We start from the raw sequence: 22,661 nt of genomic DNA, 5'->3' as shown, positions 1-22,661 counted from the left end.
GTGCTCGAACGACACGTCAGCACCGAGGAGACAGTTGTGAGCAACGACGCTCGAGCACTTCCCGACACCGCCCCCGCCGTCGTCGTGGGGGCCGGTCCCGCCGGTCTCGCGGCGGCCGCCGAACTGGGCCGGGTGGGTATTCACGCCCTGGTGATCGACTCGGCCGGCGAGATCGGCTCGAGCTGGGCGCACCACTACGACCGGCTGCACCTGCACACGGCACGCGCCCTGAGCGCGCTGCCGGGTATGCCGATCCCGCGGTCGAGCGGGCGCTGGGTGGCCAGGGACGATTTCCGCTCCTACCTGCGCGCGTACGCCGAGCGCCACGGCCTCGACGTGCACCTCTCCTCCCCCGTGACATCCGTCGACCGTCTCGCCGACGGGCTGTGGAGAATCGGATGCCGCGGGCAGACGATCGTCACCCCGATCGTCGTCATCGCGACCGGCTACAACCACACGCCGGTGCTGCCCGACTGGCCCGGCCGCGAGAGATTCGAGGGCCGGATCATGCACTCGAGCGACTACCGCAACCCGGCCGATCTCGCCGCCGATTCCGTGCTGGTCGTCGGCCCCGGCAACAGCGGCGCGGAGATCGCGGCCGACCTCGCGGAAGCGGGAAAACGGGTGTGGCTGGCCGTGCGCACGCCGCCGAACATCGTGCGACGCCAGGTCGCCGGCATCCCGTCGCAATTGCTCGCAATCCTGATGTCGCCGTTCCCGGCGTGGGTCGGCGACGGGGTCGGACGCGTCGTGCGTCGCATCTCGGTGGGCGACCTCTCCCGGTTCGGGCTGCCTGCCGCACCGCTCGGCGTCGTGACGCGGTTGAAGGTCGACGACGTGCCGCCGCTGCTCGACGTCGGTCTCGTCGCCGCGGTGCGAGCGGGACGTGTCACCGTGGTCGCGGCCGTCGCCTCGTTCGACGGCCACGACGTGAGGCTCGCCGACGGGGAGGTGCTGCGCCCCGACGCGGTGGTGGTCGCCACCGGGTATACGCGTGGGCTGGACTCGCTCGTCGGGCACCTCGGTGTCGTGGCGCCGAACGGCCGGCCGGCGGTCAACGCCGCCGAGCAGGCGCCGGGTCTCGACGGTCTCTACTTTCTCGGTTACTCGAACCCGCTCACGGGGAACATCCGCCAGCTGGGCATCGACGCCCGCGCGATCGCCCGACGCGCGGGCAAAAAGGGCGACGCTGCCACCCGGCGGGCACGCGTGATGGTGCCGCGCGCCGAGCCGTCGTAGCTGTTCCCACTGCCGAGTCAGAGGGCGGATGCCGCTCGGCGCGACGTCACGCCGCCGACGAATCCTCCGGCACGGTCGCGGTGGGACGACGTGGCGCCACCCGCGGTGCGGGCCGTCCGGTCGCGGCCACGCCGTTGCGGCGCGCCCACCACGTGCTAATCGCGGCGGCGGCCAGGCAGACCGCCATCGGCACCAGCATGAACGGGCCGCCGGTGCCGACGCTGCGGTCGAAGCCCTGGTCGAGCTGCCCGAGCAGCACGGCCGGCACGAGGATCAGCACGTTGTTGAGCACGTGCACGAGCACGGGCGCCTCGAGGCCGCCGGTCCCCCGGGCGGCGAGCGAGGCGGAGACGCCGAACACGAAGTAGTAGGCGATGAGCCACGGGTCGGCGGCGAAGTGCGCGAGCGTGAACAGCGCGCTCGCGACGACCGTCGAGACGGCGAATGCGACACCCGGATGGCGGAACCAGGAGCCCGCGGACCGTTGGATCAGACCGCGCGCGCCGAACTCCTCGCCCGCCGACTGCAGCGGGGTCGTCAACACGACCACGGCGAGCAGTGCGAGCACCATGCCGTCGACGCTGATGTCGCCGGCCGGTTCGAGCAGGAACGAGGCACCGATGTAGACCACCCACACCGGCACCAGGATGAGCGCCAGCCGCGCCATCCACCGCCAGCGGAATCGGCCGACGACCGAGAAGATCCAGCGCGGGCTCACGCCGAAAAACACCCGCTGCAACAGCAACGAGAGCGGGATGAGCGCGGCGAGACTGAGGTTGTTGGCGAGCATCACGACCGGCGTGAGAGCGATGGTGCCCGCGGCCAGGTTGTCGACGGATGCCGCACCCGAGGCGATATCGACGGCGAGGGCCACCCCGGTGAGCACCAGCGACAGGGCGAAGTACCCGATCACGAAGAGCACGATCGCGACAGCGCCGCGCCACCACCCGCCACGGCCGTAGAGGGCGTGGTCGTAGTGCACGGGGGTCGCGTCGGCGGAAGTCATGACTCCACGCTAGACACTCGCGACCCGGGCGCACTCCCCCGCGCGGGCGAGAGCGTTCCGCCGCCGGAGGGAGCGCGCGAACCGCCGCACGGCTCAGGCCGAGCGTCGGAGGCGCGTGAGACCATCGGGTCATGCCCGTCAACTTCACCGCCATCGACTTCGAGACCGCGAACTCCTCCAGTGCGAGCGCCTGCTCGGTGGGCATGGTGAAGGTGGTCGACGGCCGCGTCGTCGACCGGGCGGGCTGGTTCATCCGGCCGCCTCTGGGGCACGACTACTTCAACGAGTGGAACACCCGCATCCACGGCATCGTCGAGGCGGACATCGCCGACGCCCCGCTGTGGCGCGAGCAGCTGCCCGATCTCGTGGCGTTCGTCGACGGCGACCACCTGGTGGCGCACAACGCTGGTTTCGACATGGGAGTGATCACCGGGGGCTGCGTCGCGAGCTTCGTCGAGACGCCGAGCTTCGGGTACGCGTGCAGCCTGCAGATCGCCCGCAAGACCTACACGCTCGACTCGTACAAGCTGCCGGTCGCGGCCATGGCGGCGGGCTTCGAGGACTTCGCGCACCACGACGCCCTCGCCGACGCCGAGGCGTGCGCGGCGATCATCGTGCACGCGGCGAAGCGGCACGAAGCCCTCGACCTCGAGCACCTCGTAGCGCTCACCGGAACGAAGCTCGGGCGCATCGGCGCGGTGGCGCTGGCCGGTTAACGCGGACTGAGCCTGTCGAAATCCCCTGCCGTCGGAGGACGAGGGATTTCGACAGGCTCAATCCACCTGGACGCTACGAGCGGCGCTGACGCTTCTCGCGCACGCGCATGTTCACGTTGATCGGGCTGCCCTCGAAGCCGAAGATCTCGCGCAGACGGCGCGTGATGAATCGACGGTACTGCGGGTCGAGGAAGCCGGTCGTGAACAGCACGAACGTCGGCGGTCGCGACGCGGCCTGGGTGCCGAACAGGATGCGCGGCTGCTTGCCCCCGCGCACGGGGTGCGGGTGCTCCGCCGTGAGCTCGGCGAGCAGGGCGTTGAACTTTCCGGTCTGGATACGGGTGTCCCACGACTCGAGAGCGGTCTCCAGAGCGGGAACCAGCTTCTCCATGTGACGGCCCGTCTTGGCCGAGATGTTGACGCGGGGAGCCCAGGCGACGTGGCTGAGGTCCTGCTCGATCTCGCGCTCGAGCATCTCGCGACGCTCGTCGTCCAGGATGTCCCACTTGTTGAACGCGAGCACGAGCGCGCGGCCCGACTCGAGGACCAGGTCGACGATCTTGAGGTCCTGCACGCTGATCGGCTCGGAGACGTCCATCACGACGATGGCGACCTCGGCCTTTTCCAGCGCCGCGCTGGTGCGGAGGGTGGCGTAGAAGTCGGCGCCCTGGGCGAGGTGCACGCGACGGCGGATACCGGCGGTGTCGACGAAGCGCCAGAACTTGCCTGCGATCTCTACCTGCTCGTCGACCGGGTCGCGGGTCGTGCCTGCGAGGTCGTTGACGACGACGCGCTCTTCGCCCGCGGTCTTGTTCAGGAGACTGGACTTGCCCACGTTCGGACGGCCGATGATGGCGACGCGGCGGGGTCCGCCGACCTCTTCCTTCGCGACGGCCGAGACCTCGGGCAGCACGGTGAGCACCTTGTCGAGCAGGTCGGCGACACCGCGGCCGTGCACGGCCGAGACGGCCCACGGCTCGCCGAGTCCGAGCGACCACAGCACGGCGGCGTCTGCCTCCTGGCGGACGTCGTCGACCTTGTTGGCGACGAGGATGACGGGCTTCTTGGTTCCGCGGAGCATCCGCACGACGTGCTCGTCGGTCGAGGTCGCACCGACGGTGGCGTCCACGACGAACAGCACGGCGTCGGCGAGGTCGACGGCGATTTCGGCCTGCGCGGCGACGGAGGCGTTGATGCCCTTGGCGTCGGGCTCCCAGCCGCCGGTGTCGACGATGGTGAAGTTCCGACCGGCCCACTCGGCCTTGTAGTTGACGCGGTCGCGCGTGACACCGGGGGTGTCCTGTACGACGGCCTCGCGGCGGCCGATGATGCGGTTGACGAGCGCCGACTTGCCGACGTTCGGGCGACCGACGATCGCGAGAACGGGCAGGGCGGGCAGGAACGTGATCGCGTCGGGGTCGTCGCTCAGCGAGTCGAGGAAACCGAGGTCTTCCTCGTCGAGGTCGTAGTCGACGAGGCCGGCACGGAGGCTCGCGGCACGCTGGGCCGCTTCGGCGTCGTCGAGGGAGATGATGCGGTCGGCGAGATCGCCGTCGATCGCGGGATAGTCGTCTTGTTCGGCCATGTCGGTCGTCCTTAATCAGTCACTGGTGCGCACGAGATCTACGACCGCTTGAACGGTCTGGTCGAAGTCGAGTTCGGTTGAATCGATGGTCACAACGCCATCGGCGGCGTTCATGAAGTCGACGACCTTGGAGTCCTGGGCATCGCGCGAGCTGAGCTGCTGCGCGGTCTTCGCGGCCGACTCTGTGGAGAGTTCGGCTGAACGCCTAGCCATTCTAGCCTCTTCGGTCGCCGTGAGCAGAATTCTTGCGTTAGCATCCGGCGCGACGACGGTGGTGATGTCCCGGCCCTCGACGATGATTCCCGGGCGGTCGGTCGAGCGGATGACGCTGCGGAAGAGTTCCACGAGGAAGCTGCGCACCTCGGGCACCCGGGCCACGGCACTGACCACGGCGGTGACGCGCGGCTCGCGGATCGCCTCGGTGACGTCGACCGCCCCGACCCGCACGAAGTAGTCGTCGGGGTGGATGCCGATCGAGTAGGGAAAGTCGGCGAGCAGGGCGACCAGCTCGGCGGGGTTCTCGGTGTCGACCTCGCGGTCGAGCGCGGTCCAGGCGAGGGCGCGGTAGGCGGCCCCGGTGTCCTGGTACGAGAATCCGAGGGCGCGCGCGGCGGCCCGGCTCACACTGGACTTGCCGCTGCCGGCGGGTCCGTCGATTGCTACAACTGTCGTCGCGTTCACGCGAGTGCCTCCGAGATTTTCCAGCCCCGCGACTCGAGTTCGCTCACCAGTCGCGTCTCCACGGCCGGCAGCACGGAGATTTCCGCGAGGCCGATCTGGGCGCCTGGCGAGTGTTCGAGCCGGAGGTCTTCCATGTTGACGCCGAGCTCGCCGATTTCGGTGAGCAGTCGGGCGAGTTCTCCCGGCTTGTCGTCCACGAGGACGACGAGCCGGCTGAAGTGTTTGGCCTGGCCGTGCTTGCCGGGCAGGCGGGCGACGCCGGTGTTGCCACCCGCGATGAGTTCGGCGAGGGCGCGGCGTGCACCAGCGACATCCGGGGCCTCGAGTGTACTGATAGCCCGGTCGAGGTCGTCACGGTACGCGCGCAGGATGCCGGTGATCTCGGGGGCGTTGGCGCGCAGGATCTGTACCCAGAGTTCGGGGTCGCTGGCGGCGATGCGCGTGGTGTCGCGCAGTCCCTGTCCGGCAAGCGACGTGGCCGCGTCGGTGGCATCGGTCAGTCTGGCGGCGAGCAGAGAGGAGATCACCTGTGGGGTGTGCGAGACGAGGGCGACGTTGCGGTCGTGATCCTCCGCGGTCATCTCGATCGGGATGGCGCCGAGGTCGAGGGCGAGCTGTTCCACCTGGGCGGCGCGGCCGTAGCTGATGCCGTCGTGGCCCGCGATCACCCAGGGGCGTCCGATGAACAGGTCGGCGCGCGCCGCGATGGCGCCGCTGCGTTCGCGGCCGGCCATGGGGTGCGAGCCGATGTACCGGGAGACGTCGGCGCCGAGCTCGATCAGCTCGCGCAGGGGCGCGACCTTGACGCTCGCCACGTCGGTGACGAGCGCGTTCGGGAACTCGCGGAGTTCTTGCGCGGCGATGCGGGCGACGACGTCCGGCGGCACGCAGACGACGATCAGCTCGGGGGTGTCGTCGGGCTGGGCAGCCCGGCCGGCGCCGTAGTCGATGGCGAGCGCGAGGCTCGACGGCGAGATGTCGGCGAGCGCCACGTCGACGCCGCGCGCACGGAGCGCGAGGGCGATGCTGGTGCCGAGCAGGCCGGTACCGACGATGCGCACGGGGCCGGCGAGACGCCGGTCAGTCATCGCTGTCGTCTTTCTCCGTCTCACCGTCGGACGCTGCGGAAACCTTGCCGCCGCGGGAGATGGTGAGCAGCTCGCCCACTTCTTCCTTGGTGAGGTCGCGCATGGCGTCGGGGGCGAGGCTGCCGAGGTGCAGGGGTCCGAACTGGCGGCGCACGAGGTCGATCACCGGGTGGCCGACCTCTTCGAGCATGCGGCGCACGATGCGGTTGCGTCCCGAGTGCAGCGTCACCTCGACGACGGTCTCGTCGTTCGAGGGGGTGCCGATGATGCGGGCCTTGTCGGCCTCGATCAGCCCGTCTTCGAGCTCGATGCCGCCGACCAGCTTGTTGATCGTGTGCTGGTTGACGACGCCCTCGACCTTGGCGATGTAGGTCTTGAGCACGCCGAACGAGGGGTGCGCGAGGATGTGCGCGAGCTCGCCGTCGTTGGTCAGCAGCAGCAGGCCCGACGTCTGCGCGTCGAGGCGGCCGACGTTGAACAGGCGCTCGTCGAACATGCTCGTGTAGCGGCGCAGGTCGGGGCGTCCGCGGTCGTCGTTGAGCGACGACACGATGCCGACCGGCTTGTTGAGCATGATGTACAGCTTCGTGGTGTCGAGCTGGATGGCCTTGCCGTCGACCGACACGAGGTCGGTGGGCAGCACGCGGCGGCCGGGCTCCTCGACGCGCACGCCGTTGACCGCGACGCGGCCGGCGGCGATGAGGTCTTCGCAGACGCGGCGCGAGGCGACGCCCGCGGCGGCCATGACTTTCTGCAGGCGCTCGCCCTCGGGGTTGCTGTAGCTGTCGGTGGCGGGGCTATGGTCGTTCATCGAATCCGTCCGATCCATCGGCGAGCAGCGGCGAGAGGTGCGGCAGTTCGTCGATGCTGTTGATTCCGAGCTGGCTGAGCATCAGGTCGGTTGTGGCGTAGTGAATTGCACCGGTCTCACTGTCGGTGAAGCTTTCGGTGATGAGCCCGCGGCCGAGCAGCGTGCGCACGACGGAGTCGACGTTCACGGCGCGGATGGAGGCCACCGCGCCGCGGCTGATCGGCTGCTTGTAGGCGATCACGGCGAGGGTCTCGAGCGCGGCCTGGCTGAGTTTCGTCGGGTTCTGGGTGAGCACGAAGTCGCGCACCACGTCGTCGAGTTCCGCACGCACGTAGATGCGCCATCCGCCCGCGACTTCGCGCAGTTCGAAACCGCGACGAACTCCCCCGTTCTCGCCGTCGAAGTCGGCGACGAGCCGGGCGATCGCCTTGCGCACCTCGGCGACCGGGACCTGCACGCTGGTGGCGATGCTGACCAGGCTCTGCGGCTCGTCGGCGACCATAAAGATCGCCTCGAGCGCGCGGTCGAGTGCGACCGGTTCCGCGGTGACAGGCTCAGGCATCGTAATCGGCTCCCAGATTGGCAAGGCTGTCGTCGCTCCAGTGGTCGGCGCTCCAGCGGATGCTGAGCTCGCCGAGCGGTTCGAGCTGTTCGAACGAGATGGCCGCGTGGCGGTACAGCTCGAGCACGGCGAGGAACCGGGCGATGACGACACCCTTGAGGTCGGCGCCCGCGATGAGCTGGCGGAAGGTCATGGTGCCGTTACCCCGCAGCAGGGCGACGACGTGCGACGCCTGCTCGCGGATGCTGACGAGCGGCGCGTGCAGGTGGTCGAGCCCGACCGTGGGGATCTCGCGCGGCGCCATGGCGAGGGCGGCGAGCGCCGCGAAGTCCTCGGGCGTCAGCGTCCAGACCAGTTCGGGCGTCTGTTGGCGATACTTCTCTTCGAGACGCACCGACCGGTAGTGCCGGGTCGCCTCGTCGTCGAAGTGTCCGGAGAACCACTTGGTGGCCTCCTTGAACGCGCGGTACTGCAGCAGGCGCGCGAACAGGAGGTCGCGGGCTTCGAACAGGGCCACGTCTTCGGCGTCGACGAGCTCGCCCTGCGGCAGCAGGCCCGCGACCTTGAGGTCGAGCAGGGTCGCCGCGACGACGAGGAACTCCGACGCCTGGTCGAGCTCCGCGACTGAGTCGAGGTCGCGCAGGTAGGCGATGAACTCGCTCGTCACGATGCTCAGCGAGATCTCGGTGATGTCCATCTCGTGCTTCGCGATGAGCGATAGCAGCAGGTCGAACGGTCCGTCGAAATTGCCGAGGTTGACGCGGAAGGTCGCCGGATCGGTGCTCTCGGCGGGAGCTACTGCCGTCTCGCTGCTAGGCGGCTGCGCCACGGAAGATCAACTCTCGTGCGAGCTGGCGGTACGCCTCTGCGGCCTGGTGGTCGGGCGCGAACGTCGTGATCGGTGCGCCGGCGACGCTCGCGTCAGGGAACTTCACCGTGCGGCCGATGACGGTCTCGAACACCTTGCTGCCGAACGTGTCGACGACCCGCTCGAGCACCTCGCGCGAGTGCAGCGTGCGCGAGTCGTACATGGTGGCGAGAATGCCGTCGAGCTCGAGCGCCGGGTTCAGACGGTCGCGCACCTTGTCGATGGTCTCGACGAGTAGGGCGACACCGCGCAGTGCGAAGAACTCGCACTCGAGCGGGATCAGCACGCCGTGCGCGGCGGTGAGCGCGTTCACGGTGAGCAGGCCGAGCGACGGCTGGCAGTCGATGAGGATCACGTCGTACTTGTCGCTCACCTTGGCGAGTACGCGGGCGAGGATGTTCTCGCGCGCGACCTCGTTGACGAGGTGCACTTCGGCGGCCGAGAGGTCGATGTTGGCCGGGATGATGTGCAGGCCCGGGTAGGCGGTCTCGACGATCGCCTCGGTCGGGTTCTTGAGCGTGCCGAGCATGAGGTCGTAGATCGTGGGCACGTCGTGGTTGCGCACGCCGAGTCCGGCGGAGAGCGCGCCCTGCGGGTCGAAGTCGATGGCGAGCACCTTGCGGCCGTATTCGGCGAGCGAGGCGGCCAGGTTGATGGTCGTCGTCGTCTTGCCGACGCCGCCCTTCTGGTTGCAGAGGGTGATGATGCGCGCGGGTCCGTGTTCGCCGAGCGGCGCGGGCACGGGGAAAGCGGTGACCGGTCGTCCGGTCGGACCCATTACCGGCGTCTCGAGGCCTGACAGCTCGCCGCCGGTGTTCTTCTTGGCCGTCACGCGGTCACTCCCGTTCCTGCCAGCCACACATCAGCTGAGCGTTACAACTGTATCTGCTGCGGTCAGCCCCGGCGCGTAAGGCGGCGGTGGGTCACCCTTATCGCGCCCGCGGGTGCGCTGTCGTGTACATGTCGCGCAGCGTGTCCGCGGTGACGAGCGTGTAGATCTGCGTCGTCGCGACCGAGGAGTGGCCGAGCAGTTCCTGCACCACGCGCACGTCGGCGCCGCCCGCCAGCAGGTGCGTCGCGAAGGAGTGCCGGAAGGTGTGCGGGGAGATCTCGAACCCGAGGTCTGCCCGCTCGGCCGCAGCACGGATGATGAGCCAGGCGTTCTGCCGCGACACCCGTGCCCCACGCGCCCCGAGGAAGAGCGCGGGCGTCGACGTGCCACGCACCGAGAACGTCGGCCGGGCCCGCACGAGGTAGTCGTCGATCGCCGCGCGCGCGTAGCTGCCGACCGGCACGATGCGCTGCTTGCCGCCCTTGCCGAACAGCCGCACGACGTCGCCGTCGATCACGTCGTCGACGTTGAGCGCCACGGCCTCCGAGATGCGGGCACCGGTCGCGTAGAGCAGTTCGAGCAGCGCCTTGTCGCGCAGCCGCTGCGGTTCGTCGCCGTCGGTCGCGGCGAGCACCCGACCCATCTGCTCGATCGTGATGGCCTTGGGCAGGCGCGACCCGAGTTTCGGCGGTTTGGTATCGGTCGCGGCATCCGTCTCGACCAGTCCCTCGCCGAGCAGGAACTTGTGCAGTCCACGCACCGACGAGAGCATGCGGGCCATGGATGACGCGACGAAAGCACCCTCCGGCCGGGAGCCGAGGTGCCGGGCGAACGCGGCGACCTCGGCGGGCGCGATGCCCTCGGGGGTCTCGATTCCGCGCTCCGCGAGGAAGGCCGCGTAGGCGTCGAGGTCACGACGGTAGGCGTCGAGGGTGTTCTGCGCGAGCCCGCGCTCGATCGCGAGGTGGCGCAGATAGCGATCGATCGCGATCGCGAGCGGCGCCGACCCCGCGCCGGTCATTCCGAGCGGGCGAGGCGACGGGCGACCGGGTGCTGCGGCCACGGCGAATCCGCGTCGGCGAGGCTCGACCAGCCGCGGGCACGCGAGGTATGCGCGGCGAGCGCCGCGATCGCCAGGATCGAGTTCTGCACCCGGCGGCCGAGCACGGCGTCGACGACCTCGTCGAGAGGCACCCAGCGCTTCTCGATCTCCGACTCCTCGTCGGTGCGCTCGAACACCTCGGCCGCGTCGCTGATGCCACGGGCCAGGTAGACGCGCAGCGCCTCGTTGTTGCCGCCGGGCGACGTGTGGAAATCGACGAGCAGCGCCCAGTCGGCCGCCACGAGGTCGACCTCTTCGGCGAGCTCGCGCTGGGCGGCGCTGAGCGCCGACTCCCCCGCGAAGTCGAGAAGGCCGGCGGGCAGTTCCCACTCGCGGGTGGCGATGGGATGACGGTACTGACGGATCAGGCAGACCCGGTCCTCGTCGTCCAGCACGAGCACCGCGACGGCGCCCGTGTGGTCGATGTACTCCCGGGTGATCTGCGACCCGGCGTACAAGAACTTGTCCTGCCGCACGTCCCAGATCGCGCCGTGGAAGACGACCTCGCTCGAGGCGACGGGCAGGTCGAGGAACTCGTCCGCGAGGAGCCCGGTCCCCGAGTCTGTCGACGGGTCGACATGCTCAGGGACCGAAGCGGTCTCAGGCACCTGCGGGCTCCGGCACCTCGAAGAGGCGGCTGGCCTGCTGGCGCTCGAGGGCGGCGCCGACGAGTCCCTTGAACAGCGGGTGCGCGTGGTTCGGGCGCGACCGCAGCTCGGGGTGCGCCTGCGTTCCGACGTAGAACGGGTGCACCTCGCGCGGCAGCTCGACGAACTCCACCAGGTGGCCGTTCGGCGAGACGCCGGAGAAGCTCAGGCCGGCCTCCGCGATCTGCTCGCGGTACGCGTTGTTGACCTCGTAGCGGTGGCGGTGACGCTCGCCGATGCTCGTGGCGTCGTCGTACAGGCCGGAGACGATCGATCCCTCGGTGAGGGCCGCCTCGTAGAGGCCGAGACGCATGGTGCCGCCCAGGTCGCCGTCGGCGATGATGTCGACCTGCTCGGCGATCGTGGCGATCACCGGGTACAGGGTGTCGGGGTCGAACTCCGACGAGGACGCGCCCTCGAGGCCGACGACGTCGCGGGCGTATTCGATGACCATGCACTGCAGGCCGAGGCACAGGCCGAGCACGGGGATGCCGTTCTCGCGGGCGAACTGCAGGGCGCCGAGCTTGCCCTCGATGCCGCGCACGCCGAAGCCGCCGGGCACGCAGATGCCGTCGAGGTCGGAGAGCTGCTTCGCGGCACCCTCCGGGGTCTCGCACGTGTCGGACGCCACCCAGCGGATGTTGACCTTGGCCTGGTGGGCGAAACCGCCGGCCTTGAGCGCCTCGGTGACCGAGAGGTACGCGTCGGGCAGGTCGATGTACTTGCCGACGAGGCCGATCGTTACCTCGTCCTTGGGGTTGTGCACCGCGTCGAGCACGATGTTCCAGCCGTCCCAGTTGACGTCGTCGGCGACGAGGTCGAGCTGGTCGATGATGTACGCGTCGAGGCCCTGGTCGTGCAGCATGGTCGGGATGTCGTAGATGCTCGGCACGTCGACAGCGTTGACCACTGCCTGCTCGTCCACGTCGCACATGAGCGCGATCTTGCGCTTGTTGCTCTCGGAGACGGGGCGGTCGGAGCGCAGGACGAGCGCGTCGGGCTGGATACCGATCGATCGCAGAGCAGCGACGGAGTGCTGCGTCGGCTTGGTCTTCTGCTCGCCGGAGGCGTTCATGAACGGCACGAGCGACACGTGCACGAAGAACACGGTTTTGCGGCCGAGCTCGTGGCGCACCTGGCGTGCGGCCTCGATGAACGGCTGGCTCTCGATGTCGCCGACGGTGCCGCCGATCTCGGTGATGATGACGTCGGGGCGCGGGCTGCCGTCGGCGGGCGCTTCGGCCTGCAGGCGCATGCGGCGCTTGATCTCGTCGGTGATGTGCGGGATGACCTGCACGGTGTCGCCGAGGTACTCGCCGCGGCGCTCCTTGGCGATGACGGTCGAGTAGATCTGCCCGGTCGTCACGTTGGCGGCCTGGTCGAGGTTGATGTCGAGGAATCGCTCGTAGTGGCCGATGTCGAGGTCGGTCTCGGCGCCGTCGTCGGTCACGAAGACCTCGCCGTGCTGGAACGGGTTCATCGTTCCCGGATCCACGTTGAGGTAGGGGTCAAGCTTCTGCATCTTGACGCGCAGACCGCGCGCAGTGAGAAGGTTGCCCAGACTGGCGGCTGTGAGTCCCTTACCGAGGGAAGACACCACCCCGCCAGTGACGAAAATGTGCTTTGTTACGCCCGCTTCAGAATTGTTCACCACGGGGTTCTAGCGTATCCCACGATTGCGGTTTCGTGCACGGCTGCGGCGAACCGTCACGCGAGCGAAACATTCGAGGGATGCCGCGGCCGGCGCCCGCCCGGATCAGGCGTCGAGCGCGCGGGCCGTATCGATGAGTTCGCGGGCGTGGGCGAGCGCGCTCTCGGAGTCCTGCAGACCGGAGAGGAGCCGCGCCATCTCGGCGATGCGGTCGTCTCCCTCGAGCTGTTCGACACTCGACGCGGTGACCGAGCCGTCGACGTCTTTCAGCACGCGCAGGTGGTTGGTGGCGAAGGCCGCGACCTGGGCGAGGTGGGTGACCACGATCACCTGGGCGCTATGGCTGAGCTGGGCGAGACGCCGGCCGATCTCGATCGCCGCTGCACCGCCGACCCCCGCGTCGACCTCGTCGAAGATGAAGGTGGGCACGGGGTCGTTGCCGGCGATGACGACCTCGATCGCGAGCATCACGCGCGACAGCTCGCCGCCGGACGCGCCACGGCCGAGAGCGCGCGGCTCGGCGCCGGAATGCGGCTGCAGCAGGATCGACACCTGGTCCTTGCCGCTCAGCGAGTACTCGGCACGGTCCTCCACGGCCACGGTCAACCGGGCGTTGGGCATCGCGAGCGCGCCCAGTTCTTCGGTGACGCGTTCGGCGAGGCGGGCGGCGTAGGCGGACCGCACGGCGCTGAGGCGGCCGGCGAGCTCCACGACGAGGGCCTCGTCGGAGGCGACCTCGGCCTGCAGCGCCTCGATGCGGTCGGAGTCGGTGTCGAGTTCGAGCAGGCGGCCGCTGCCCGCGTCGAGGAAGTCGATGACCTCGTCGAGCGACTGGCCGTACTTGCGTACGAGCGCATTCAGCTCGGCGCGGCGTTCCTGCAGCGCCTCGAGTTCGCGCCCGCCGTCGGTGTCGAGCGCGCCGAGGTAGCTGGAGAGCTGGCCCGAGATCTCGGTGACCTGGATCTCGACGGCGGCGAGGGCTTCGACGATGGGCGGCAGTTGCGGGTCGTGCGGCGCGACGCGCTCGAGCTGGCGGCGCGCGGAGTCGAGCAGAGTGAGGGCGTCGGCGACATCGTCGGAATTCTGTCCGGAGACCAGGTCGAGCGATTGGGCGGCGGCGAGCCGCAGGTCTTCGAGGTTGGTGAGGCGGTCGACGCGTTCGCCGAGTTCGACGTCTTCGCCGCGCTGCGGGGCGGCGGCCTCGATCTCGGCGGTGGCGAGACGCAGGTCTTCCGCCTCGCGGGCACGACGGTCGCCCTCGGCGATGAGCACGTCGAGTTCGCCCTGGTTGGCCTGCCAGCGCCGGAAGACGTCTTGGTAGGTGCCGACGAGCCCGGAGAGCTCGGTGCCGGCGAACCGGTCGAGGGCTTCGCGCTGGGCGGTGGCCGAGCGCAGTCGGATCTGGTCGCTCTGCCCGTGCACGACGACCAGCTGCTCGCCGATCTCGCCGAGCACGCTCACCGGGGTGGTGCGCCCGCCGACGGTCGCGCGACCGCGCCCCTCGGCGGAGATGGAGCGGCCGATGATGAGTTCGCCGTCGTCGAGGTCTCCCCCGGCGTCGCGCACGCGCTCGGCGACCGCACCGTCGGGGTCGATGATCCAGTGGCCCTCGACGATGGCCTGGGCGCTGCCGGAACGGATCGCCGCGGCATCCGCCCGCTCGCCCAGGAGGAGGCCGAGCGCACTGACGACCATGGTCTTGCCCGCGCCGGTCTCGCCGGTGATCGCGGTGAACCCGGGGCCGAGCGGAAGACGGGCTTCGCCGATGACACCGAGGTTGCGGATCGAGATCTCTTCGATCATTGCGAGGCCCCCTCGCCGACCGGGCCGCGCCAGCCGCTGACCGGCAGGTTGAACTTGCCCACCAGTCGGTCGGTGAAGGGTCCTTGGGCGAGACGCGCGAGGCGCACGGGCACGTCGGAGCGCTTGACGACGACGCGGGCGCCGCGCGGCAGGTCGTAGCCGCGGCGGCCGTCGCACCAGAGCACGCCGATGCCCTGGTTGCGCTCGAGCACCTCGACCGCGAAGAAGGAGTCGGGCGCGACCACGAGGGGCCGCGCGAACAGGGCGTGCGGGCTCAGCGGCACGAGCAGCAGCGCGTCGACGCTCGGCCAGACGATCGGGCCGCCGGCGGAGAAGGAGTACGCGGTGGAACCGGTGGGGGTCGACATCACGACGCCGTCGCAGCCGAACGACGACAGCGGCCGGCCGTCGACCTCGATGACGACCTCGAGCATGCGCTCGCGGCTCGCCTTCTCGACCGTGGCCTCGTTGAGCGCCCAGGTCTCGTAGACGACCTCGGCGTTCACCTTGACGCGCACGTTGAGCGTGAGGCGTTCTTCGACCGTGTAGTCGCGGGCCAGGGCGCGCGTGACGGTCTCGGTGAGGTCTTCGCGCTCGCTCTCGGCGAGGAACCCGACGTGGCCGAGGTTGACGCCGAGCAGGGGCACGGGGCAGCCGCGGGTGAGTTCGGCGGCGCGCAGGATGGTGCCGTCGCCGCCGAGCACGATCACGAGTTCGAGGTCGGAGACCTGCACGGACTCGCCGAGCTTGGCGACGGGCGCGAGGTCGGGCGAGGCCTCGAGGACCTCGTCGTACTCTTCGCCGTAGAGCACGGGGGAAACCCCGGCCGTCGACAGCTGACGGCAGACGCGCACGGCGGCGTCGAGAGAATCGGCCCTGCCCGTGTGCGCGACGATGAGAATGTGTCGTGCCTGTGTCACGTACGCAACCCCTTCGCGATCCTCACCGGCGATCAAGTGATCGCAGTAACGTGCTCTAACCATTCTGTCGGATTAGAACCCGAGCTCGTGCTCAACCAGACCAGATACTCCTGATTCCCCGACCCGCCGGCGATTGGGGAGGGGATGACGCCGGCCGTCCGGAGACCGAGATCCCAAGCGGCCCAGAGCACGCCGGTGACGGCGTCGGCCCGGAGTCCCGCGCTTTTCACGATCCCCTCGCGGATACCGGTGCGGCCGACCTCGAACTGCGGCTTGACCAGCAGCACGAATTCGGCTCCCGTCCCCACCGTCGCGATGACCGCCGGCAGCACGGTGGGCAGCGAGATGAACGACAGGTCGGCCACGACCAGCGTGGGGACGTCGGTGATTCCGGATGCGCCAGCGAGCGCCTCGGCCGTGAGGAACCTCGCGTTGAAGCCCTCCACGACGGTGACCCGCTCGTCGGAGCGCACGGTCGGCGCGAGCTGATCGTGCCCCACATCGAGCGCGATGACGCGGTCGACGCCGCGTTCGAGCAGCACCTGGCTGAACCCGCCGGTGGAGGCGCCGACGTCGAGCGCGAGCCGTCCGGCCGGATCGACACCGAATGCGTCGAGTGCGGCGACGAGCTTGTGCGCGGCGCGGCTGACGTAGTGGTCGGTTTCCGCCACGACGATGCTCTGGTTCTCGCGCACGCGCGCCGACGACTTCACGACGGGCACACCGTCGACCGTCACCAGGCCGTCGGCGATGAGCCGCGCGGCGTGGGTGCGCGACCGGGCGAGGCCGCGTTCCGAGAGTGCCGCGTCGAGACGGGAATCAGCGATGGGTGTCGCCGCCCTCGAGCTCGGACTGCAGCTGTTCGTGCACGTGCGCGTAGGCGTCGGCGCGGGTGTCGAGCGGCTGGTCTTCGATCAGGCGCAGTCGCGACAGCAGGGCGTCGGTCTCGTGGGTGCCCACGTCGCCGCTAACCGTACCGTCGTCGTCGGTCATGACCGTGCTCGCTTCATGCTCACGAATATAGCTCCGCGGGTACGCGGAGTCCGTAGATTGCCACGCCCGAGTTCCAGATCGCGGCGCAGCCGGCGCGCAGCAGGTCGATGGGCGTGCCGGCGTTCACGACGGTGATGTTCTCGCCCTCGCGACGCACGACGGACTCCCCAACCGTGACGACCGTGGCCGCGCCGTCCGTCGTCTCGACGGTCTGCGGGTACGGCTCGGAGAGCTGGCGCAGGTCCTCGAGGATGTAGGTGGGACGCTGGGCCGGTTCGGCGGCGAGCACCTGCTTGGCCTGGTCGATGCCGGTGAGCACCAGTACCGACGAGAGACCGGCGCGATTAGCCCCCAGGATGTCGGTGTCGAGACGGTCGCCGATGACCAGTGTGCTCGTGGCAGAGAACCGGTCGGTCGCCACCTCGAACATCGGAACCTCGGGCTTGCCGGCCACGACGGGCAGGCGGCCGACGGCGGTGTGCACGGCCGACACGAGCGTGCCGTTGCCGGGCGCGGTGCCGCGGGCCTGCGGGATCGTCCAGTCGGTGTTCGTGGCGACCCACGGGATGCCCGTGCCGCCCTTGGGTGCGTGGAGCGCGAACGCCGCTTCGGCGAGCTGGGTCCAGCCGACCTCGGGCGAGAAGCCCTGCACGACGGCGGCGGGCGAGTCGAGGGCCGAACGGGTGACCGTGTAGCCGGCCTTCTCGACCTCGTCGACGAGCCCCGCTCCCCCGATGACGAGGATCAGCGAACCCACGGGAACGAGGGTCGCCATCACGCGCATCGCAGCCTGCGGAGAGGTCACGACCTCCTCGGGAGCGACCGTGAGGCCGAGCGACGTGAGGTGCTCGGCGACGGACGCGTCGGTGCGCGACGCGTTGTTGGTCAGGTAGCCGACACGGTGGTGCTGTGCCGCGGCGTTCAGCGCCTCGATGGCGAACGGAATCGCGTCCGGTCCGCGGTAGACGACACCGTCGAGGTCGGCGAGGACGAGATCGATGCCGTCGAGCGGGGTGGGGCTAGTCATCGGACTTGCTGTCGTCGCCTTCGGTCGCCGTTTGAACGGGCTCGTCCAGTTCACTCTCGGTCCAGTCCTCTTCGATGATCTCCATGGTCGCCTCTTCGCCGCCGTTGTCGGCGAACTCGAGCGCGTCGGCCGCGGCGTCCGCGTAGGCGTACCACTGCTCGGCCTCCTCGTCGCGGCCGAGCTCTTCGAGCACGGTGGCGAAAGCGGCGAACAGGTTCGGGCTGTAGGAGAACGCTGTCGTGGGGTCGAGCTGCGGGATCTGCAGCTCGATGAGCGCGAGATCGGGCTGCTCGAGGTCGAGGCGCGCGCCGGACATGGCGATCGCCAGCTCCACCTGCACGGGCACCGGCAGCGACGAGCGGGGCACGGAGCGGCCAAGCTCGAGGGCGCGGTCGGGGCGTCCGATGCCACGTTCGCTGTCGACCATCATGGGCAGCTGGTCGTCGCGCCCGGTGATGCGGCGGTAGGTGCGCAGCTCCCGCAGCGCAAGGGCGAAGTCGCCGATCGCGTAGGCGGTGATCGCCAGGGTTTCGCGTACAACACCGATGCGGCCGGCGCGACGGGCCGCGGACAGCGCGTGGCGGTGGGCGAGCTCGGGGTCGGTGTCGATCAGGCGTGCGGCCATCACGAGGTGCTGGGCGACGCCCTCCGCATTGTCCTTGGCGAGTGTCTTCAGTTCGTTGCCGGCGACGCGGTCGAGATCCTTGGGGTTCGTGCCCTCGGGGATCTCGGGGTCGTCGTGGCGCGGACGCACCGAACGGATGTTGAAGGGGTCGCGGTCTTCTTCGGGCTCGCTGAAGCGGGCGTCGCGATCGCCGCGGGCGGGCTTGCCGCCGCTGGTCCAGAGGCGCTTCTCGCCTTCGGGCTTACGGCCGGCGCCACCGCGCTCGGCATGGTTGCGCTGCGGACGGTCGCCGTCACGTGCGGGACTGTCGTTGCTTCGTTGCGGGCGATCGCCGTCACGGGCGGGGCGGTTGCTGTCGCGGCCGAGACGGTCGTTGTTGCGCTGGGCTCGCTCGGCGTCGCGGGCAGAACGCTCGGGACGGTCACCAGTGGGTCGCCCGCTGGAGGGGCGGCCGTTCTCGGGACGACCCTTCGCGGGGCCGGCGTTGCGGTCGTCGCGACCGCCGGTATTGCCGCCGCCCGGGCGACGTGGCTCCTGGCCTGGGCCGCCTGGGCCTCGGCCGCGGTCTCCGGAATCACTCACTGGGTCTCCTGTGTACTTGTCTGTGGCAGTCGGCGAGCTCGTAGCTCTGGAGCCGACAGTCCATTGTTGCAGTTGTGCTCGGCATGCGCCTTTTTCGGCGCCCTTGTTAAAGCACAATGGCCACCCCGAAGGGTGGCCATTGTCTAATTTGTGTCCGGCGGTGTCCTACTCTCCCACAAGGTCCCCCTTGCAGTACCATCGGCGCAGAGAGTCTTAGCTTCCGGGTTCGGAATGTGACCGGGCGTTTCCCTCTCGCTATGGCCGCCGAAACTCTTTTGATCTGTATCAAAAAGGTTTCGCGAAACATGCGCACTGTGTGTCCGTCCTGCAGCCTGGTGGCTGTGGGGGTGGAACACAGTGGTTGTGTTCGCGGTTCCCGACCGTAGATCAGGAACCACATAGTGGACGCAAGCATACTCATCATCTGCATTGCTGCAGACAGAAGGTGTTATCAATTTATCGGCTTATTAGTACGGGTCAGCTTCACGAGTCTTTAGTCCTCGCTTCCACATCCCGCCTATCAACGCAGTAGTCTAGCTGCGAGCCTCTCGACCTAAGTCATGGAAATCTCATCTTGAAGCCGGCTTCCCGCTTAGATGCTTTCAGCGGTTATCCGTTCCGAACGTAGCTAATCAGCGGTGCTCCTGGCGGAACAACTGACACACCAGAGGTTCGTCCATCCCGGTCCTCTCGTACTAGGGATAGCTCTTCTCAAATTTCCTGCGCGCGCAGAGGATAGGGACCGAACTGTCTCACGACGTTCTAAACCCAGCTCGCGTACCGCTTTAATGGGCGAACAGCCCAACCCTTGGGACCTACTCCAGCCCCAGGATGCGACGAGCCGACATCGAGGTGCCAAACCATGCCGTCGATATGGACTCTTGGGCAAGATCAGCCTGTTATCCCCGAGGTACCTTTTATCCGTTGAGCGACAGCGCTTCCACAAGCCACTGCCGGATCACTAGTCCCGACTTTCGTCCCTGCTCGAGTTGTCACTCTCACAGTCAAGCTCCCTTGTGCACTTACACTCGACACCTGATTACCAACCAGGTTGAGGGAACCTTTGGGCGCCTCCGTTACTTTTTGGGAGGCAACCGCCCCAGTTAAACTACCCACCATGCACTGTCCCTGAACCGGATCACGGTTCGAAGTTAGATATCCAGAGTGACCAGAGTGGTATTTCAACAATGACTCCACCCGAACTAGCGTCCGAGCTTCACAGTCTCCCACCTATCCTACACAAGCCACACCGAACACCAATACAAAGCTATAGTAAAGGTCACGGGGTCTTTCCGTCCTTCTGCGCGTAACGAGCATCTTTACTCGTAGTGCAATTTCGCCGAGTCCACGGTTGAGACAGCTGGGAAGTCGTTACGCCATTCGTGCAGGTCGGAACTTACCCGACAAGGAATTTCGCTACCTTAGGATGGTTATAGTTACCACCGCCGTTTACTGGGGCTTAAATTCTCAGCTTCGCCTTGCGGCTAACCGTTCCTCTTAACCTTCCAGCACCGGGCAGGCGTCAGTCCGTATACATCGTCTTGCGACTTAGCACGGACCTGTGTTTTTAGTAAACAGTCGCTTCCCACTGGTCTCTGCGGCCTTCAAACGCTCCAGGAGTAAATCCCTTCACGCATCAGGCCCCCCTTCTCCCGAAGTTACGGGGGCATTTTGCCGAGTTCCTTAACCATGGTTCTCTCGATCTCCTTGGTATTCTCTACCTGACCACCTGAGTCGGTTTGGGGTACGGGTGACTGGAACCTCGCGTCGATGCTTTTCTCGGCAGCATAGGATCACTGATTTCGTCCGTGAGGACTACCCATCGGGTCTCAGGCTATATGAACGGCGGATTTGCCTACCGTTCGCCCTACATCCTTAGACCGGGACAACCATCGCCCGGCTCAGCTACCTTCCTGCGTCACACCTGTTAATACGCTAACCGCACCAGCATAGGGTCGTGTGCTAGGCCCCACGCTTCACCCCGAAGGGATCCGTCTAGGGGATTCAGACACTTAGCATTACTGGATTGATTTGGGCGGTTCTTCGTCAGTACGGGAATATCAACCCGTTGTCCATCGACTACGCCTGTCGGCCTCGCCTTAGGTCCCGACTTACCCAGGGCGGATTAGCCTGGCCCTGGAACCCTTGGTCTTTCGGAGGACGGGTTTCTCACCCGTCTTTCGCTACTCATGCCTGCATTCTCACTCGTGTGGCCTCCACGGCTGGTTTACACCGCCGCTTCGCTGGCCACACGACGCTCTCCTACCACTCCGTACGCCTGGACCCTTGCGGGCCGGGCTACTATACGAAATCTACAACTTCGGTGGTGTGCTTGAGCCCCGTTACATTGTCGGCGCGGAACCACTTGACCAGTGAGCTATTACGCACTCTTTCAAGGGTGGCTGCTTCTAAGCCAACCTCCTGGTTGTCTATGCAGCTCCACATCCTTTCCCACTTAGCACACGCTTGGGGACCTTAGTTGGTAGTCTGGGTTGTTTCCCTCTCGACGATGAAGCTTATCCCCCACCGTCTCACTGCTGCGCTCTCACTTACCGGCATTCGGAGTTTGGCTGACGTCAGTAAGCTTTTGGGCCCCATCGGCCATCCAGTAGCTCTACCTCCGGCAAGAAACACGCAACGCTGCACCTAAATGCATTTCGGAGAGAACCAGCTATCACGAAGTTTGATTGGCCTTTCACCCCTAACCACAGGTCATCCCCTCCATTTTCAACTGAAGTGGGTTCGGTCCTCCACGACGTCTTACCGTCGCTTCAACCTGCCCATGGATAGATCACTTCGCTTCGGGTCTAGAACCAGCGACTAAAACGCCCTATTAAGACTCGCTTTCGCTACGGCTGCCCCACTCGGGTTAACCTCGCCACTGATCACTAACTCGCAGGCTCATTCTTCAAAAGGCACGCTCTCACCCCTACTAAGGAGGCTCGAACGGTTTGTAAGCAGACGGTTTCAGGTACTATTTCACTCCCCTCCCGGGGTACTTTTCACCTTTCCCTCACGGTACTTGTCCGCTATCGGTCATCTGGGAGTATTTAGGCTTACCAGGTGGTCCTGGCTGATTCACACGGGATTTCTCGGGCCCCGTGCTACTTGGGATACTCTTCGGACCATTGCGACATTTCGACTACCGGGCTGGCACCGTCTATGGCTGGCCTTTCAAGACCATTCGTCTATATCGCGTTGTAATCCTTGCTGTACGGCAGTAACAGCTGAAAAGTCCCGCTACCCCGACCATGCAACGCCTGCCGGCTATCACACATGATCGGTTTGGCCTCTTCCGGTTTCGCTCGCCACTACTAACGGAATCACGGTTGTTTTCTCTTCCTGGGGGTACTGAGATGTTTCACTTCCCCCCGTTCCCTCTACCCGCCCTATATATTCAGGCGGGAGTCACCAGGTCGCACAAGTACGCCTGGCGGGGTTTCCCCATTCGGAAATCCTCGGATCACAGCTCTATTATCAGCTCCCCGAGGCTTATCGCAGATTTATACGTCCTTCTTCGGCTCCAGATGCCAAGGCATCCACCGTCTGCTCTTAAAAAATTGATATCACATGAGTAACCTGACACCCAGGAAAGGGTGCCAGATAATTTGTGACACAGACGATCCGTCACAGACCGAAGTCCGATCCATCTCGTCTGCATCTTTAAGATGCTCGCGTCCACTGTGTAGTTCTCAAAATACGGGCGGTACTCCTCCACCAGAAAGCCGAAGCATTCTAGGCGGCCGGAGTCCAGAGGTCCGATCGGCAGACGACGTCTGCCGGCCCGGTCCCTCAGGACCCAACAGCGTGCACAAGACCGATCCGAAGAAAACGACTGTTCCGAACCCTTGCGGGTTGTACTGGGTCAGGACTCCTCGTCCTGGTCAATGTCAATGTTCCACCCATGAGCGCCACCGGAGAAC

At 67.1% G+C, this 22,661-nt stretch carries 19 protein-coding genes and 2 rRNA genes; 2 read left to right on the top strand and 19 right to left on the bottom strand.

The window, feature by feature from the left end:
- Window positions 1-36 precede the first annotated feature (36 nt).
- Window positions 37-1,239 (top strand): NAD(P)-binding domain-containing protein, encoded by a 1,203-nt coding sequence (locus HD599_RS03635; RefSeq protein ID WP_184233717.1) that lies wholly within the window; start codon window positions 37-39, stop codon window positions 1,237-1,239.
- 46 nt (window positions 1,240-1,285) lie between these two features.
- Here the strand turns inward: HD599_RS03635 and HD599_RS03630 are convergent, their stop codons facing one another.
- A complete protein-coding gene (locus tag HD599_RS03630; protein WP_184233716.1) occupies window positions 1,286-2,245 on the bottom strand; it encodes a CPBP family intramembrane glutamic endopeptidase in 960 nt (319 codons plus the stop codon).
- A 131-nt stretch (window positions 2,246-2,376) separates the two neighbouring features.
- Here HD599_RS03630 and HD599_RS03625 point away from each other — a divergent pair, with 131 nt between their 5' ends.
- Window positions 2,377-2,961, top strand: coding sequence for an exonuclease domain-containing protein (locus tag HD599_RS03625; protein ID WP_184233714.1), 585 nt, complete (start codon window positions 2,377-2,379; stop codon window positions 2,959-2,961).
- A 73-nt stretch (window positions 2,962-3,034) separates the two neighbouring features.
- Here HD599_RS03625 and der read toward each other — a convergent pair whose 3' ends face one another.
- The 18 genes from der to HD599_RS03535 all read right to left on the bottom strand — a co-directional run bounded on the left by der (window position 3,035) and on the right by HD599_RS03535 (window position 22,304).
- On the bottom strand, window positions 3,035-4,546 hold the full coding sequence (gene der, locus HD599_RS03620; RefSeq protein ID WP_184233712.1) for a ribosome biogenesis GTPase Der: 1,512 nt from the start codon (window positions 4,544-4,546) through the stop codon (window positions 3,035-3,037).
- 15 nt (window positions 4,547-4,561) lie between these two features.
- Complete coding sequence (cmk, locus tag HD599_RS03615) at window positions 4,562-5,227, bottom strand: (d)CMP kinase (protein ID WP_184233710.1); 666 nt, start codon at window positions 5,225-5,227, stop codon at window positions 4,562-4,564.
- Window positions 5,224-6,315 carry a prephenate dehydrogenase gene (locus HD599_RS03610; RefSeq protein WP_184233708.1) on the bottom strand — a complete coding sequence of 364 codons (1,092 nt, stop codon included), beginning with the start codon at window positions 6,313-6,315 and terminating at the stop codon, window positions 5,224-5,226. The genes cmk and HD599_RS03610 overlap by 4 nt, the downstream gene beginning before the upstream one ends.
- Window positions 6,308-7,126, bottom strand: coding sequence for a pseudouridine synthase (locus HD599_RS03605; RefSeq protein WP_184233706.1), 819 nt, complete (start codon window positions 7,124-7,126; stop codon window positions 6,308-6,310). The genes HD599_RS03610 and HD599_RS03605 overlap by 8 nt, the downstream gene beginning before the upstream one ends.
- A complete protein-coding gene (gene scpB / locus HD599_RS03600) occupies window positions 7,113-7,688 on the bottom strand; it encodes an SMC-Scp complex subunit ScpB (protein WP_184233705.1) in 576 nt (191 codons plus the stop codon). Before scpB ends, HD599_RS03605 begins: the two co-directional genes overlap by 14 nt.
- Window positions 7,681-8,517: a segregation/condensation protein A gene (locus HD599_RS03595; protein WP_184233703.1), complete on the bottom strand. Its 837-nt coding sequence runs from the start codon at window positions 8,515-8,517 to the stop codon at window positions 7,681-7,683. The genes scpB and HD599_RS03595 overlap by 8 nt, the downstream gene beginning before the upstream one ends.
- On the bottom strand, window positions 8,501-9,334 hold the full coding sequence (locus HD599_RS03590) for a ParA family protein (protein WP_184240267.1): 834 nt from the start codon (window positions 9,332-9,334) through the stop codon (window positions 8,501-8,503). Before HD599_RS03590 ends, HD599_RS03595 begins: the two co-directional genes overlap by 17 nt.
- Window positions 9,335-9,485: 151 nt before the next feature.
- Window positions 9,486-10,409: a site-specific tyrosine recombinase XerD gene (xerD, locus tag HD599_RS03585; RefSeq protein WP_184240265.1), complete on the bottom strand. Its 924-nt coding sequence runs from the start codon at window positions 10,407-10,409 to the stop codon at window positions 9,486-9,488.
- Window positions 10,406-11,098 carry an NUDIX domain-containing protein gene (locus tag HD599_RS03580; protein ID WP_184233701.1) on the bottom strand — a complete coding sequence of 231 codons (693 nt, stop codon included), beginning with the start codon at window positions 11,096-11,098 and terminating at the stop codon, window positions 10,406-10,408. Before HD599_RS03580 ends, xerD begins: the two co-directional genes overlap by 4 nt.
- Window positions 11,091-12,788 (bottom strand): CTP synthase, encoded by a 1,698-nt coding sequence (gene pyrG, locus HD599_RS03575; RefSeq protein WP_184233699.1) that lies wholly within the window; start codon window positions 12,786-12,788, stop codon window positions 11,091-11,093. The genes HD599_RS03580 and pyrG overlap by 8 nt, the downstream gene beginning before the upstream one ends.
- Before the next feature lie 105 nt (window positions 12,789-12,893).
- A complete protein-coding gene (recN, locus tag HD599_RS03570; protein ID WP_184233697.1) occupies window positions 12,894-14,591 on the bottom strand; it encodes a DNA repair protein RecN in 1,698 nt (565 codons plus the stop codon).
- Entirely contained in the window at window positions 14,588-15,511 is a 924-nt protein-coding gene (locus HD599_RS03565; protein WP_343061863.1) for an NAD kinase, read from the bottom strand. The genes recN and HD599_RS03565 overlap by 4 nt, the downstream gene beginning before the upstream one ends.
- Window positions 15,512-15,543: 32 nt before the next feature.
- Window positions 15,544-16,338: a TlyA family rRNA (cytidine-2'-O)-methyltransferase gene (locus HD599_RS03560; protein ID WP_184240263.1), complete on the bottom strand. Its 795-nt coding sequence runs from the start codon at window positions 16,336-16,338 to the stop codon at window positions 15,544-15,546.
- Window positions 16,331-16,504 carry a hypothetical protein gene (locus HD599_RS03555; RefSeq protein WP_184233694.1) on the bottom strand — a complete coding sequence of 58 codons (174 nt, stop codon included), beginning with the start codon at window positions 16,502-16,504 and terminating at the stop codon, window positions 16,331-16,333. The genes HD599_RS03560 and HD599_RS03555 overlap by 8 nt, the downstream gene beginning before the upstream one ends.
- Before the next feature lie 19 nt (window positions 16,505-16,523).
- The gene (locus HD599_RS03550) at window positions 16,524-17,531 is read right to left on the bottom strand and encodes an HAD-IIA family hydrolase (RefSeq protein ID WP_184233692.1); all 1,008 of its coding nucleotides are present in this window, start codon (window positions 17,529-17,531) and stop codon (window positions 16,524-16,526) included.
- On the bottom strand, window positions 17,524-18,738 hold the full coding sequence (locus tag HD599_RS17875; protein WP_246376083.1) for a hypothetical protein: 1,215 nt from the start codon (window positions 18,736-18,738) through the stop codon (window positions 17,524-17,526). The genes HD599_RS03550 and HD599_RS17875 overlap by 8 nt, the downstream gene beginning before the upstream one ends.
- Before the next feature lie 152 nt (window positions 18,739-18,890).
- Window positions 18,891-19,007: ribosomal RNA gene (rrf, locus tag HD599_RS03540) — 5S ribosomal RNA — on the bottom strand.
- A 178-nt stretch (window positions 19,008-19,185) separates the two neighbouring features.
- A 23S ribosomal RNA gene (locus tag HD599_RS03535) occupies window positions 19,186-22,304 on the bottom strand.
- Window positions 22,305-22,661: the final 357 nt, after the last annotated feature.

The sequence above is a fragment of the Conyzicola lurida genome (genome assembly GCF_014204935.1).
Lineage (GTDB): Bacteria > Actinomycetota > Actinomycetes > Actinomycetales > Microbacteriaceae > Conyzicola > Conyzicola lurida.
The sequence above is the reverse complement of the archived record's forward strand: the minus strand, read 5'-3'. Positions and strand labels throughout refer to the sequence as shown.

Bases quoted from the DNA above. Each gene is read 5' to 3' on its own strand.
- HD599_RS03630 (WP_184233716.1), bottom strand. From the start codon at position 2,245: ATGACTTCCGCCGACGCGACCCCCGTGCACTACGACCACGCCCTCTAC.
- HD599_RS03625 (WP_184233714.1), top strand. From the start codon at position 2,377: ATGCCCGTCAACTTCACCGCCATCGACTTCGAGACCGCGAACTCCTCC.
- der (WP_184233712.1), bottom strand. From the start codon at position 4,546: ATGGCCGAACAAGACGACTATCCCGCGATCGACGGCGATCTCGCCGAC.
- HD599_RS03610 (WP_184233708.1), bottom strand. From the start codon at position 6,315: ATGACTGACCGGCGTCTCGCCGGCCCCGTGCGCATCGTCGGTACCGGC.
- HD599_RS03605 (WP_184233706.1), bottom strand. From the start codon at position 7,126: ATGAACGACCATAGCCCCGCCACCGACAGCTACAGCAACCCCGAGGGC.
- scpB (WP_184233705.1), bottom strand. From the start codon at position 7,688: ATGCCTGAGCCTGTCACCGCGGAACCGGTCGCACTCGACCGCGCGCTC.
- HD599_RS03590 (WP_184240267.1), bottom strand. From the start codon at position 9,334: ATGGGTCCGACCGGACGACCGGTCACCGCTTTCCCCGTGCCCGCGCCG.
- xerD (WP_184240265.1), bottom strand. From the start codon at position 10,409: ATGACCGGCGCGGGGTCGGCGCCGCTCGCGATCGCGATCGATCGCTAT.
- recN (WP_184233697.1), bottom strand. From the start codon at position 14,591: ATGATCGAAGAGATCTCGATCCGCAACCTCGGTGTCATCGGCGAAGCC.
- HD599_RS03555 (WP_184233694.1), bottom strand. From the start codon at position 16,504: ATGACCGACGACGACGGTACGGTTAGCGGCGACGTGGGCACCCACGAG.
- HD599_RS03550 (WP_184233692.1), bottom strand. From the start codon at position 17,531: ATGACTAGCCCCACCCCGCTCGACGGCATCGATCTCGTCCTCGCCGAC.